The organism is Rhodococcus wratislaviensis, assembly GCF_900455735.1.
In the GTDB taxonomy this organism is placed as follows: Bacteria; Actinomycetota; Actinomycetes; order Mycobacteriales; family Mycobacteriaceae; genus Rhodococcus_F; species Rhodococcus_F wratislaviensis.
Genome location: NZ_UAUI01000004.1, coordinates 133,863 through 147,163, shown reverse-complemented (window position 1 = coordinate 147,163; position 13,301 = coordinate 133,863). Strand labels below are relative to the sequence as shown.

Sequence of the window (13,301 nt, the reverse complement as noted above, 5' to 3'; positions counted from 1 at the left end):
CGGACACGGTCCGGGGGACTTCGATCGACGGCCGCCTCCGCACAGTGACATCCCGAGAACTCGAGAGGGGGATGTTCCTCAGGTGCGCAGTTCTCGCCAGGAGGGTGAGAACGCCCCCGCGGGTACGGCGAAGACGAGAGGGAAGTGAAAAGAAGAGATGACAGAGAATTCCGCAGTAGAGGTCGATGAGGGCGTGTTCGAATCCACCGCCGTGATCGACAACGGGTCCTTCGGAACCCGCACCATTCGTTTCGAGACCGGTCGCCTCGCACAGCAGGCCGCCGGCGCCGTCGTCGCCTACCTGGACGACGAGACGATGCTGCTGTCCGCGACGAGCGCCAGCAAGCACCCCAAGGAGCACTTCGACTTCTTCCCCCTGACGGTGGACGTCGAGGAGCGCATGTACGCAGCGGGCCGTATCCCCGGCTCGTTCTTCCGTCGTGAGGGCCGTCCCTCCACGGACGCGATCCTGACCTGCCGCCTGATCGACCGCCCGCTGCGCCCGTCGTTCGTCGACGGTCTGCGCAACGAGATCCAGGTCGTCGTCACGGTGATGAGCCTGAACCCGCAGGACCTGTACGACGTGGTCGCGATCAACGCCGCGTCCGCCTCCACCCAGATCGCCGGACTGCCGTTCTCCGGACCCGTCGGCGGTGTGCGTGTCGCGCTCATCACCTCGGACGAGAACAAGGCCGGCCAGTGGGTTGCATTCCCCACCGTCGAGCAGCTCGAGAACGCCGTCTTCGACATGGTCGTCGCCGGCCGCATCGTCTCCGGCAGCGGTGACGACGCCGACGTCGCGATCATGATGGTCGAGGCCGAGGCCACCGACAACGTGATCTCCCTGATCGACGGTGGCGCGCAGGCTCCCACCGAGTCGATCGTGGCCGAGGGCCTCGAAGCAGCCAAGCCGTTCATCGCCCGCCTCTGCACCGCGCAGCAGCAGCTCGCGGCCAAGGCCTCCAAGCCCACCGGTGACTTCCCCGTCTTCCCGGCGTACCAGGACGACGTGTTCGCCGCCGTCGAGGCCGCCGCAGCGGAGAAGCTCAGCGCAGCACTGACCATCGCGGGCAAGCAGGAGCGCGACGACAAGACCGACGAGGTCAAGGTCGAGGTCCTCGAGCAGGTCGCCCCGAACTTCGAGGGTCGCGAGAAGGAACTGGGCGCGGCGTTCCGCTCGCTGACGAAGAAGCTGGTCCGTCAGCGCATCCTGCGCGACCAGTTCCGCATCGACGGCCGTGGCATCACGGACATCCGTTCGCTGTCGGCCGAGGTCGCCATCGTTCCGCGTGCACACGGTTCCGCGCTCTTCGAGCGCGGCGAGACCCAGATCCTGGGTGTCACCACCCTCGACATGGTCAAGATGGCGCAGCAGGTCGATTCGCTCGGACCCGAGACGACCAAGCGGTACATGCACCACTACAACTTCCCGCCGTACTCCACCGGTGAGACGGGACGCGTCGGTTCGCCGAAGCGCCGCGAGATCGGTCACGGCGCGCTGGCGGAGCGGGCACTCATGCCCGTGCTGCCGAGTGTCGAGGAGTTCCCGTACGCCATCCGTCAGGTCTCGGAGGCACTCAGCTCCAACGGTTCCACCTCGATGGGCTCCGTGTGCGCGTCGACGCTCGCACTGCTCAACGCCGGTGTGCCGTTGAAGGCTCCGGTCGCCGGTATCGCCATGGGCCTCGTCTCCGACCAGGTCGACGGTGAGACCCGTTACGTCGCGCTCACCGACATCCTCGGTGCCGAGGACGCGTTCGGCGACATGGACTTCAAGGTCGCGGGCACGAAGGACTTCGTCACGGCCCTGCAGCTCGACACGAAGCTCGACGGCATCCCGTCCAAGGTCCTCGCCGGCGCGCTGTCGCAGGCCAAGGATGCGCGTGCGACGATCCTCGAGGTCATGGCCGAGGCCATCGACACCCCCGACGAGATGAGCCCGTTCGCTCCGCGCGTCACGGCCATCAAGGTCCCCGTCGACAAGATCGGTGAGGTCATCGGCCCCAAGGGCAAGATGATCAACTCCATCACCGAGCAGACCGGCGCCAACATCTCCATCGAAGATGACGGCACCGTGTTCGTCGGTGCGACGGACGGCCCGTCCGCGCAGGCCGCGATCGACATGATCAACGCCATCGCCAACCCGCAGCTGCCGAAGGTCGGCGAGCGCTTCCTGGGCACGGTCGTCAAGACCACCGCCTTCGGCGCGTTCGTGTCGCTCCTCCCCGGCCGCGACGGATTGGTGCACATCTCGAAGCTGGGCAGTGGCAAGCGCATTGCGAAGGTCGAGGACGTCGTGAGCGTCGGCTCGAAGTTGCGTGTCGAGATCGCCGACATCGACAACCGCGGCAAGATCTCGCTGATCCCCGTCGAAGAAGACGGCGCTGCGGCTCCGGCCGAGCAGAGCGAAGAGGCGGCTGCCGAGAAGTAGCCTTCTCCCGGTCATCACGCCGGCGGCCCCGCACGAATTCTCGTGCGGGGCCGCCGGTGTCTTCGGGTCCGGTGTCGGTGGAGGGTCAGGAGGTCGGTGCCGCGGTGAACCGCCCGACATACCGCCGCTGCCACGGCGTCTCGACCGCGTGATGGTGGTAGTGCTGCCGGACGTACGCGACGGCGTCCTGCGCCGGGACCCCGTCGAGCACGGCGATGCAGGCGAGGGCTGTGCCCGTCCGGCCGCGACCGCCCCCGCACGCCACCTCCACCCGCTCCGTCGCGGCACGGCGCCACACCTCACCCAGCGCATCGAGTGTGTCGTCACGATCTCGCGGCAACGCGAAATCGGGCCAGCGGACCCATCGTGAATCCCACTGCACCGGCGGCGACGTTCGCCCCAGCAGGTAGACGGCGAAATCGGGGAGGGGACCGTCGGGAAGTGGTCGTTTCAGCCCGCGGCCGCGGACCAGGCGCCCGGACGGCAGGCGCAGGACTCCAGGAGCATCGGCGTCCCAGGTATCGAACATGGCGCTCACTCTATTGCGAAGCCGTACGGAAGGCCCGATCTTCGAGGACCGGGACGGCGGTGCTCCGGTCCACCTCCGCGGCGATTGCGACGTCCTCCGGATATCCCGAGGCACGCAACTCCCGTCCCGACGCACACGCCTCCAGGGACTGCGGGAGGGAGTGCGCGACCCCACGCCAGGCGGTCATGGCCGACAGGGCTTCCGGCGAAGCGTCTGCGCCCCAACCGTTCGCCGCCAGAGCGGACAGCACGGCGCCCGCGCCCCACAGATCCTCGACCGCCGGCCGTAGTTCGCCGCCCGGCCACTTTTCCCCGGCGGCGATCACCGACACCACCGACGTCGATGTGCAGTACCGGGCGATCCAGCCGGCGACCGCGGTCGCATTCCGTAAGGACGCTCCGACGCACACGCCGGTTCCTGCGCCGAGTTCGAAGCTGATGGTCGAACCGTTCGGCGAGGGAAGTACCAATCTGCGCGGCGCCGCGGTCCGCCGAATCGTATTCGGCGACAAGCTGATCTGCCCTTTCGCCGACTGGCTGCGGCCGACGGCGAGGACGGCATCCGAATCCCGGGCGTAGCGTTCTGCGGACTCGTCGTTCCACCGGTAGGGCAGGACGTCGATGCCGGCGTCGACCGCAACGGTGAGGGTGGTGGTGAACGACAGGACGTCCACCACGACCGCGACGTCGGCAGCGGCGCCGATGGCTTTCGCTCCCGGCAGCCCCCAGTCGAAGCGGAGGCCGTAATCGAGCTGGAGATGTTCGCGATTCACGTCGTCTCCCTGCTTTCCGACGACGTGAGGGTTCTGAGGGCAGCGATAACCGTGGTGACCGCGGCCCCCGGGGGACCGGACAGGCGCGCGGCACCGATGTCGCGGAACGCTCGGGGGTCGTCGAGGCGAATCTGCGCGCACCCGGGCGGGGGAGTGTCGGTGGCCGGCACGATGCCCACGCCCAAGCCCGATGCGACCAGGCCGTGCACGGTGTGCAGGTCCTCTCCTTCGAACGCGATCGTGGGAAGGGCGCCGGCTCGCGCGAACAGGTCGTCGAGGGATCCCCGGAGCCCGTAGCCCGGCTTGAGAGTGACGATCGGCTCGGAGGCAAGGTCACGGATCGTCGTCGAGATCGAGGCGGCTCGCGGGTGCTCGGAGGGCACCAGGACGACGAGCGGCTGTTCGAACAGCGGCGTGACCGTCAGGCCCTCCGGCGGTGGGGTGAGACGAGAGACGAGCGCGATATCGGCCTCACGGTTGAGGAGGGTGTCGAGGCATGTGCGGCGCGCGCCCTGGCTGAGGACGAACCGGATCGTCGGATCCGTCGCGCGGACGGTGCGAATCAACTCGGGCACGAGGTGCTCGCCGAGCGACATCTGAAAGGCGACGCGAACGGTGGCCCGCGCCAGTCGGTCTTCGGACTGCACGGCGTCGAGGCCGTCCACCACGGCCCCGAGTGCGCGTTGCGCGTAGGGCACCAGTGTCCGGCCGGCATCCGTCAGTCGCACGCCGCGGCCGTCGGGTTCCAGGAGCGGGGTGCCGAGTTGCTTCTCGAGTCGGCGGACTATCCGGCTGACCGTGGGTTGGGGCATCCCGAGCATCGCAGCAGCGACAGTCACATGTTCGACTTCGCCGAGGGCGACGAGAACGGGAAGATGCGGCAACAGCGCCTTGACGGACTCGCTATTCATGACTCAACTGTATGAGTCGGCGGACGCTTCTGCATTGGATTCATCAGTTCGCCGGATCTACCGTCGACGTCATGTCCGCCACACACCTCACGGAGAAGGACGCCCGCGCCGCGGCTGCCCTGCAGAACACGCCGCCGACGGGAAATCCGGACCGCCGACTCTCGGCGGCCCTGTGGTGTGCCGGCGTGGCGACCTTTGCCTTGATGTACGCGCCGCAGGGGCTCCTCACACAGATCGGGAACGACGCGTCCGTGAGTCCGGCGCAGGCGTCTCTCCTGGTCTCGGCGGCCACGCTGGGGCTGGCGTTGTCGGTTCTGCCGTGGGCCCGGTTCTCGGATCGAGTGGGGCGCCCCACCGCGATGCGGTACGCGGCGGCAACCGCGGGACTGCTCGCCGTGGCCGTCCCCTGGCTCCCGACGTTCGACGCCCTGGTGGCGGGACGATTCGTCCAGGGCGTGGCGCTCGGTGGACTACCGGCGCTGGCGATGACACTGCTCCATGAGGTCGCGGCGCCGGCGCGGACCGCAGGATTGGCCGGTTCCTACGTTGCGGCAACATCTTTGGGTGGTTTGAGCGGTCGCCTTCTGGTCGTCCCGGTCGCCGACCACCTCGGGTGGCGTCCGGCACTGGCGATCCTCGGGGGTGGTCTGGCGATCCTGATGACCATCCTGATCGCGCTGCTACCCGCCGGACGGGCCCGGCGTTCACCCGTCCCGTCCACCGGGATCCTGGCCATCCACCTACGGGATACCCGCCTGCTGGCATTGTTCGGCATCGGTGCGCTTCTCGTCGGTGGCATGGTGGCCGTGTTCAACTACCTCCCCTTCCGCCTCGAGGCCGCTCCTTACGATCTCGCGCCGACGGTGGTGTCGCTCATCTTTCTCGCGTACCTGGCCGGAACCGCGGGCTCTCGCGCCGCCGCCTGGATGGTCGGCCGGTTCGGTCAGCGAACCGTGCTCGTGCTGGCCTGCACCTGCATGGCCGGCGGGACGATGCTGAGCGTCGCCGGACCGCTGGTCCTGATCCTCCTCGGCGTGGCCGCGATCACCGCCGGACTCTTCGTCGGCCACGCCGTCGCATCCGGTATGGTCGGCGCCCACGCGAAAACCGGTCGCGCACAGGCGACTGCGCTGTACAACGTCTCCTATTACGCTGGATCCAGCCTGTTCGGGTGGGTCGGAGGAATCGCCTGGGCGAGCGGACAATGGCTCTCCGTGGCCGTCCTCGTCCTCGTGCTCACGGCGCTGGCCCTCCTCCTCGCGCTGCTCCCGTCGACCACCGCACGTCGCGTCGTCGCCACCGAATCCTGCTGAAGCGGGAGTGGGAACTCTCCGGCAGGCCGGAGCCCGAGCCGGCATGGGGGCCTGCTGTAATGGGAACAGGACGAAAAAGGGGGACGGTCGGATGACTGAGGTGTTCATGCTCGGTGCGGTGTTGGCCGGCGGTGTGGGCGTAATGGGGTTGGCGGTCGCACTGTTCGGGGGAGTGGAGCCGCATTGCCTGTGCGCGTTCGACGGCGACACCGAAGCGTGCGACACTCCGCAGCCTTGACCGGCGAGTCGGTCGGGTCTCGACCTATCTCAGCTCCTCGGCGGATCGATCCAGCACCGGTTTCGCCGGCGTTTCGTCGGCTTGTCTACACCGCTACCAGCGCTTTGATGCGCTAACCATCAGTGACAGCGACCCCGCGTAGAGGGGAAAATCAAACAGACCGGTCTCCTGTCTTCTGGCCCTACATCGCCTGAGGAGCGTGACGAGGCAGGTCGACTCCGATCCAGCCATCACCAGAAGGATGATCACCATGCCGGTTGTCGAGCAGTCCGTCGTCATCGCCCGTCCTGCGTCGGAAGTGTGGAGTTTTGTCACCGTCGCGGAGAACTGGCCGTCGTGGGAGGCGTCCACCGTTGAATGCGAGCAGCTCACCGACGGGGAACTCGGGGTGGGCACCCGGTGGCGCGGGGTAACCCGCATTCTGGGTAGGCGCCTCGACTGGGTGACCGAATTCGTCGAGTACGAGCCGTTGAAGGTGGCCACGTCCAAGTCGGTGGAGAGCAAGGTCGGCTTCACCGCGACGACGAGGCTCGAAGAAATCGACGGCGGCACCCTGTTCACCTATCGGGTCGACAGCGAAAGTGGCCTCGGAGGAATCTTCGGCAAGCTGGCTGACCCGATAGTCGCGAAGGCGTACTCACGCACGGTGCAGGCAAGCCTGGACAACCTCGCAGACCTGCTCACCATCGACAGCTGACCATGTGGGTCGGCTCTCATTCGGTCGTTCCCCGAGCAGCGATGAGATTCCGTGTCTCGACGAGTCTTACCGTGCATACGATGTGGCCGACCGAAGGAGCGAGCTGTGGAAGATGTCTGGTCGATGGTGCACGCGGAGCGTGCGGCGCTGATCGACGACCTCGGGAGTCTCGACGCCGCGCGGTGGGACGAGCCGTCGCTCTGCGGCGAGTGGACCGTGCACGACGTGGTCGCCCACCTGGTCGACACGGCTCGGACGACGCGTCTCGGTTTCGTGGTCGCCCTCGCCCGGGCCCGTTTCGACTTCGACCGCCAGAACGCACGCGGTGTGGAGCGCGAGCGCGGCGCCTCACCACAGGAGACGTGGGAGCGGCTTCGTCAGGTGGCGTCGCGCACCTCGACGCCTCCGGCGCCCCTCGACAGCCGGCTCGTCGAAGAGATCGTTCACGGGGAGGACATCCGTCGGCCCTTGGGACTCACCCGCTCCTACCCGGCGGAAGCCGTCGACAGGTCGCTGCGCCTCCAGACACGCACCCCGGCGTCCTTCGGTGGCGCCAAAGAAATCGTGGCCCGTGTCCGGCTGACGGCAGCGGACGCCGACATATCGATCGGCGACGGTCCCGAGGTGAGCGGCACCGCCCTTTCGCTCCTCCTGGCCGTCTCCGGTCGGAGGGTGGCACTGGACGACCTCGACGGACCGGGAGTCGCCGCGCTGGCTGCCACAGTCTGACGATCTTGCCTACGGGGGGCTGGTGGCCCTCTGAACGTATTCAGTTGAAGGTCACCTCGGTTCCCCTCATGGTCGGGGCGCCGACGAGTGTCGTCCAGCTCGGCACGTTCTCCGGTGCCATGCCCCCGGCCTCGCCGTAGACGACGTCCAACGTGTCCTGCTCCATCTTCGAACCCGCGTAACTTGCGGGCGTGACCTCGGCTCCGTACCCCGGGACCTGATCGGGGACCCCGGCGGGCGCCGGGAGGTATTCGATGGTCGAGGGGCCGGGATTTCGTGAGGGCACCTGGTAGGAGCCGTCGTTGAACGATCCGCCCGGGTATTGCGGAAAGTTCCCGCCGGGTGCGGTGACGTTGTCGTAGCAAGCCGGTCCGCGGTTGTCGAGCAGGCGCGGCTCGTCCTGGTTGGGCAGATAGCGACCCTTCGGGTTGACGAACTGAACAGAACCGCGACCGCCTGGATAGGGATCGTCGAGGGCGAGCAGTTCTCGGGCTATCGGTTCGGCCTTCACGAAGTCCGCCAGAGTGCAACCGAAGCTCGGCGAGTAGCGGCCGAGGAGCTGCAGCGCCTCACGCGAATCGGCGGCGATACTGACGATCGATTCGGCGTTGGTCTCCAGGAGGTCCGCGGTGGACGAACTCGTTCCGGTGAGCGTCACGAGCAGTCGCGCGATCTCACCTCGCTTCTCGACGACCGTGTTCCCGGTGGCGCGCAGGTTGTCGAGGGCGTCGACGAGGTCGGGCCCCGCCTCGGAATACGTCTGCGAGAAATCCGCGAGTCCGCGCAGATCCTCCCGGATGGCAGGAAGTTCGGTGTTCAGCCCGCCGAAGATCTCCTCGAGACGGTCGAGTGTCAGGCCGAGTTCGGCGCCGCGGCCGCTCAGTCCCTGGGACAACGCGCCGAGCGTGTTCGCCAGGTCCTGCGGCGGAATCGCCTGCAGCAGCGGCAGCAGACCGTCCAGAACCTCGCCGACCTCGACGGCGTTGCCGCTCTTGTCCTGACGCAGCGTGTCGCCGGCCTGGATCGGCGGAGCGGTGTCGCCCTCCGGAACGATCAGCGACACATAGCGCTCACCGAACAGCGTCTTGGGCAGCAGCCGCGCCGTCGCGTTGGACGGAATCAGCTCCGCCTTGTCCGGCTGGATCGCGAGGGCCAGGGTGACCTCGTCCTCCTCGGAGGACGCGGAGCGCACCTCGCCGACGATGAGGCCCCGGACCTTCACGTCGGCATCGGGCGGCAGGGCATGTCCGGCGGTGTCCGTGACGAGGTCGACCTCGACGACCTTGGTGAAGGTCTTGTCGAACATGCCGACGGAGAGTGCCAAAAACAGCGCGAGGACGAGGAAGAACACCAGCCCCAGCACCCGTCGACCCACGACAGATGTCGTGTTGCTCATCCGACCACCCTCACGATCGCCGTCGGTGGTTGCCGTTGAAATCCGTGTCAGCGGCGCCGACCTCCCGATCTATCGTGCCTCGCGCAGGGTGGGTCTCGTGCTGCATCGGCGCAGGTACCGGCAAATACTCGACGGTCGGCTTCGGCTTTGGCGGTCCCTACCGCCGTGGCCGATCCGCGCTTATGCCGCCCCTGCGCTCGTATCCGAGCGATACCCTTGAGCGGGGAGAGTCGGCGGAAGGACACAATGTGGGTCGACAACGACACAAGGCCGAACCGCGCGTAGTCGGCGTGTGATCGCCCGGGGCTGCACTCCGAGCTACCGATGTACGAGCCGGCCGATCTGGTCGAATCAGCCGAACGAACCCGCACAGCGCTTGCCACCGTCGTGGCACGATTTTCAGAGGCTTGGGGGTCCGGGTCCCCGCCTGACCTGTCCGCGTTCCTACCCCGCGAACCGGCGGAGCGGCGTTCGATTCTGATCGAACTGATCAAGATCGACCTCGAATACCGCTGGGTTCGCCACTGCTTCCCCAAACGACTGACCGAATACCGTGCGGAGTTCGCAGAGTTGCAGGAGGGTCCGCTTCCTGCCGACCTGGTCTACGAGGAATTCCACGCCCTGCGCCGAAGTGCGCACGGAGTCGATACGGCAACCATGGCCGCTGAGGCGGCCACCACTGCGGGTGGCCCCGACCTCGACGATCTGACGAGTGACTACTGCAGCACGATGATTGCCCGTCCATTGGCGCAAGTTGTTCTCGGCAACATCGATGTCGGCGACCGTGTCGACGATTTCGACCTTCTGATGAGGATCGGGTCCGGCGCCTTCGCCCAGGTGTATCTGGCTCGGCAACAATCGATGCAACGACTGGTCGCGGTCAAGATTTCCCACAACCACGGCATCGAGCCACAGACCCTCGCCCAACTGGACCACGAATACATCGTGCGGATCTTCGACCAGCGACTGATCGCCGACGGCGAGCTGAAGCTGCTCTACATGCAGTATCTACCAGGGGGAACGCTGCTCGACGTGGTGCACTTACTGCGCTCGACGCCGCCGGAACACCGTAGTGGTCAACTACTGCTCGATGCCGTCGACGGCGTCCTTGCCGCCAAGGGTGAGGTTCGGCCCACCGAGTCCGCTGTTCGAACACGTGCCGCCTCACTGACGTGGCCGGAGACTGTCGCCTGGCTGGGCCGCCGACTCGCGGACGCGCTTCAGCACGCATCCGAGCGGGGGGTTCTGCATCGAGACATCAAACCCGCGAACGTGCTGCTGAGCGCCGAGGGAATTCCGAAGTTGGCCGACTTCAACGTCAGCGCCAGCAATCGCATCAAGGGCACGAGCCCGCTGGCGTACTTCGGCGGGTCGCTGGCGTACATGTCGCCCGAACAGCTCGAAGCCTGCCATCCGGGCTCGCCGGCGACCGCCGCCGATCTCGACACGCGGAGCGACATCTTCGCGCTCGCTGTGATGCTGTGGGAGTTGCTCACGGGACGCCGTCCCTTCGCGGACGAAACGTCCGCCGGCGAGTCGGAGACGTCGCTGGCCCGCATGCTCGAACTTCGGCGAAGTCCCGTCGACGCGAAATTCTTGTCGGAGCTTCCGCCGGATTGCCCCATGGCGTTGCGCCGTGTGCTCCTGAAGTGTCTGTCGCCGGACCGCGAAGATCGCTACCCGTCCGGTTCGGAATTGGCTCAGCAGCTCGACCTGTGCCTCGAGGAGAGGTCCCGCGACCTGGTCTATCCACCTCCGAACAGTTGGCGGGCGCGACTGTCACGATCGCCGACCCCCATCCTGTGGTCGTCCTCGCTGGTCGGCATCGGCCTGGCCACCATCTATCTGGCCGTGCACCTCCAGGAACTGCTCAACGAGCGCCTGTCCGATGCCACCTACTCGAAGCTCTACACGAGCACGATCGTTTTCAACCTCTGTGCCTGGCCGCTGGCGGTCCTCATCTACGCCTACATGTCGCGCGATCTGCTCGCGGTTCCCCGCGGCTTACGCAAGGGCAGACGCTACGACGAGGCCGTCCTCGCGCGGGTGCGGTCGCGAACACTGGTCTGGGGCGATATGTGTGCTCTGAACACGTTCGTGTTCGCCGTCTGCGCGTCCGTGGCCGGGGTGATGTTCCTTCGCTGGTTCACCGACCTTCCGGCCCGGCTGATGGTCCATGCGGCGACGACTGTTCTTGTCGCGGGCACCATCTCCGTTGCGTACACATTCTTTCTGTCGACGTTCTACGTCGTTCGCTGTGTCTATCCCATCTATCTGCGTCACAGCGTCACGACTGCGCACGACACCGTCGTACTTCGTGGGCTGCGCCGAAGAACGACGATCTACCTGGCGGTGACGGCATCCGTGCCGCTCGTCGGGGTGCTGGCCGGATTCAGCACCCTCGAGCCTGCGGAGCTTCCCCTCGTGCGCGATTCGGTCCTTGGCTTGTGCGCGGCCTCCGGGCTCGCGTTCGTCGCCGTGTACTGGTTGTACCGGAAGCTCGATGCCGACGTGCGCGCGCTGGAGCGGGTGGTGTAGCGCACGCAAGAAGCCGCCGGCACCTGACGGTGTCAGCGGCTTCGTTTCCTTCGCAGGCACGCTACGCAATGTAGGTCTGACCCGGTCGGGGGTGACGGTGCCCGCCAGTGCGCCTCTCGGCAAGTGGTCGCTCGAAGCGACAATTTTCAATGTGGTACCCGGGGCATTGGGTCGAACACCGTCGAGTGTGTCAACGATGCGCGGTGCAGCCGTATTCCCTCCCTTGACGGGCGGCTTTCAGAGGTGCGCTTCGGCCCGTCGGCGCGCAGACTGGAACCAGGAGGTCAGGAGGTCGTCATGCGATTACTACGGGGCCTGCTCGACGTGGTGCTGGGTATCCTCACGGCCATCCTCGGCACGGTGCTGGGCATTGTCGCGGCGGTGGTATGGCTCGTCGGTGGGGTGCTCTGCGTGACGGTCATCCTGCTTCCTCTGGGCCTGCCCGTGGTGAGGCTCGCCCGCCGTCTCTTCACCCTCGCCGGGAAGCTGATGCATCTTCCCTGACGCGCAGGGTGAAGAAGATGAACGGTGCCTCACGGCTGAGCCGCTCGAAATGTTCGGGGGAGCGATCGCGCACCCCCGCACCCGGTCGTGGCTCCGAAATGCGTTCGACGGTGAATCCTGCTGCGGTGAATGCGTCGAACATGGCGTGCAACGGCCTGTGCCAGAACTTCATGGGGAAAGTCTCGCCGGACTTCACCCATTCCTCGGTGAACTCGTACGTTCCGAGATAGTCGCCCTGCCCGGCAAGCCTGAAGTCCACGAACGGGTGGTGGGTCGAGATGACGACGTACCCGCCTGGCACGAGTACCCGGCGAAACTCGGTCAGCGGTCTCGACCAGTCGTGGACGTAGTGCATCACCAACGAGGCGACGACGGCATCGAAGGCCGATGACCGAATGGGCAACTGCTGGTTGAGATCCGCCCGGATCAGCGGCACGTCGGGACCCAGGCGCCTTCGGGCGATCGCGAGCAGACCGGTGCTGAGATCGATGCCGGTGACGGCAGCACCAGCGGCGGCGAGTGCCTGCGACAGCGCACCGCTGCCGCAGCCCGCATCAAGTACTTTCCGGCCTGCGACATCGCCGACCAGCGCCAATGTCGCGGGTCGCTCGTACAACGCGTTGTACACGTTGTCCTCGATGTCGGCGTCGTACGCCGACGCGTATGTGTCGTAGTCGTTGAAGGTTGCCACGACCTGATCATGTCCGATCGGAGCTGCTGTCGGACACCAACCGTCGCGGTATCCCGGTGAGGGCGAGCGGGCCAGGCGTGGCGGTTGTCGCTCGGGCTGCACCCGAATCGGGTCCGGAACGCGCGGCTGAAGTGCGCGGGTCGGAGAATCCCGAGGAGAAGGAATTCTCGGAATTCGAGTTGTTCGCCGGCGAAGGCCCGGTACAGACTGCTGGGGGAGAGGTGGAGCGCGGGTACGAGGTGGGAGACGTTGCCCATGTCGGTGGATCCCTGCCGGGTGGGGGTGGCGTCGTCGATGGTGCGTCCGAGGGCTGTGGCGGCGTCGCGGTAGAGCCCGCACAGCGCGAGATCTTGGCGCAGATCGGCGTAATCGTGTGCCCGGCAAATGCAGACCGCACTTGTGGTGCGCACCTAAAGTCGGCAGGCGTGCTGATGTGAATACGGGGGTTCTGGTCCGGAACTGTCGCGGACGACCGTCGCCTGTGCGTCCGGTCGGCTTACCGGGACGGCGCCGGACTGTCGTGGACGCCGCGAGGGGACTATGAACTGCGGG

At 66.7% G+C, this 13,301-nt stretch carries 12 protein-coding genes; 7 read left to right on the top strand and 5 right to left on the bottom strand.

The window, feature by feature from the left end; all coding sequences use genetic code 11:
* The first annotated feature begins 157 nt into the window (after positions 1-157).
* Positions 158-2,431, top strand: a complete 2,274-nt coding sequence (locus DTA22_RS08965) for a polyribonucleotide nucleotidyltransferase (protein ID WP_037232621.1) — start codon at positions 158-160, stop codon at positions 2,429-2,431.
* An 85-nt stretch (positions 2,432-2,516) separates the two neighbouring features.
* Here DTA22_RS08965 and DTA22_RS08960 read toward each other — a convergent pair whose 3' ends face one another.
* The 3 genes from DTA22_RS08960 to DTA22_RS08950 are packed head-to-tail and all read right to left on the bottom strand — an operon-like array spanning position 2,517 to position 4,643.
* Entirely contained in the window at positions 2,517-2,960 is a 444-nt protein-coding gene (locus DTA22_RS08960) for a protein-tyrosine phosphatase family protein (protein ID WP_112299266.1), read from the bottom strand.
* Positions 2,961-2,970: 10 nt separating this feature from the next.
* Positions 2,971-3,732, bottom strand: coding sequence for a 2-phosphosulfolactate phosphatase (locus DTA22_RS08955; RefSeq protein WP_112299231.1), 762 nt, complete (start codon positions 3,730-3,732; stop codon positions 2,971-2,973).
* Positions 3,729-4,643 carry a LysR family transcriptional regulator gene (locus DTA22_RS08950; protein WP_112299230.1) on the bottom strand — a complete coding sequence of 305 codons (915 nt, stop codon included), beginning with the start codon at positions 4,641-4,643 and terminating at the stop codon, positions 3,729-3,731. Before DTA22_RS08950 ends, DTA22_RS08955 begins: the two co-directional genes overlap by 4 nt.
* A gap of 11 nt (positions 4,644-4,654) precedes the next feature.
* Between DTA22_RS08950 and DTA22_RS08945 the strand changes: the two genes are divergently transcribed.
* The 4 genes from DTA22_RS08945 to DTA22_RS08935 all read left to right on the top strand — a co-directional run bounded on the left by DTA22_RS08945 (position 4,655) and on the right by DTA22_RS08935 (position 7,620).
* A complete protein-coding gene (locus DTA22_RS08945) occupies positions 4,655-5,956 on the top strand; it encodes an MFS transporter (protein WP_112299229.1) in 1,302 nt (433 codons plus the stop codon).
* A 91-nt stretch (positions 5,957-6,047) separates the two neighbouring features.
* On the top strand, positions 6,048-6,194 hold the full coding sequence (locus DTA22_RS36245) for a hypothetical protein (RefSeq protein WP_174233777.1): 147 nt from the start codon (positions 6,048-6,050) through the stop codon (positions 6,192-6,194).
* A gap of 241 nt (positions 6,195-6,435) precedes the next feature.
* A complete protein-coding gene (locus tag DTA22_RS08940) occupies positions 6,436-6,891 on the top strand; it encodes an SRPBCC family protein (RefSeq protein WP_081792388.1) in 456 nt (151 codons plus the stop codon).
* A 105-nt stretch (positions 6,892-6,996) separates the two neighbouring features.
* Positions 6,997-7,620 carry a maleylpyruvate isomerase family mycothiol-dependent enzyme gene (locus DTA22_RS08935; protein WP_112299228.1) on the top strand — a complete coding sequence of 208 codons (624 nt, stop codon included), beginning with the start codon at positions 6,997-6,999 and terminating at the stop codon, positions 7,618-7,620.
* Between the two features lie 40 nt (positions 7,621-7,660).
* Here the strand turns inward: DTA22_RS08935 and DTA22_RS08930 are convergent, their stop codons facing one another.
* Entirely contained in the window at positions 7,661-9,016 is a 1,356-nt protein-coding gene (locus tag DTA22_RS08930) for an MCE family protein (protein WP_112299227.1), read from the bottom strand.
* Positions 9,017-9,340: 324 nt separating this feature from the next.
* Here DTA22_RS08930 and DTA22_RS08925 point away from each other — a divergent pair, with 324 nt between their 5' ends.
* Positions 9,341-11,554: a serine/threonine-protein kinase gene (locus DTA22_RS08925; RefSeq protein WP_037232600.1), complete on the top strand. Its 2,214-nt coding sequence runs from the start codon at positions 9,341-9,343 to the stop codon at positions 11,552-11,554.
* 297 nt (positions 11,555-11,851) lie between these two features.
* Positions 11,852-12,058 carry a hypothetical protein gene (locus tag DTA22_RS08920; RefSeq protein WP_112299226.1) on the top strand — a complete coding sequence of 69 codons (207 nt, stop codon included), beginning with the start codon at positions 11,852-11,854 and terminating at the stop codon, positions 12,056-12,058.
* Here the strand turns inward: DTA22_RS08920 and DTA22_RS08915 are convergent.
* Positions 12,024-12,749 carry a class I SAM-dependent methyltransferase gene (locus tag DTA22_RS08915; protein ID WP_112299225.1) on the bottom strand — a complete coding sequence of 242 codons (726 nt, stop codon included), beginning with the start codon at positions 12,747-12,749 and terminating at the stop codon, positions 12,024-12,026. The genes DTA22_RS08920 and DTA22_RS08915 overlap by 35 nt on opposite strands.
* Positions 12,750-13,301: the final 552 nt, after the last annotated feature.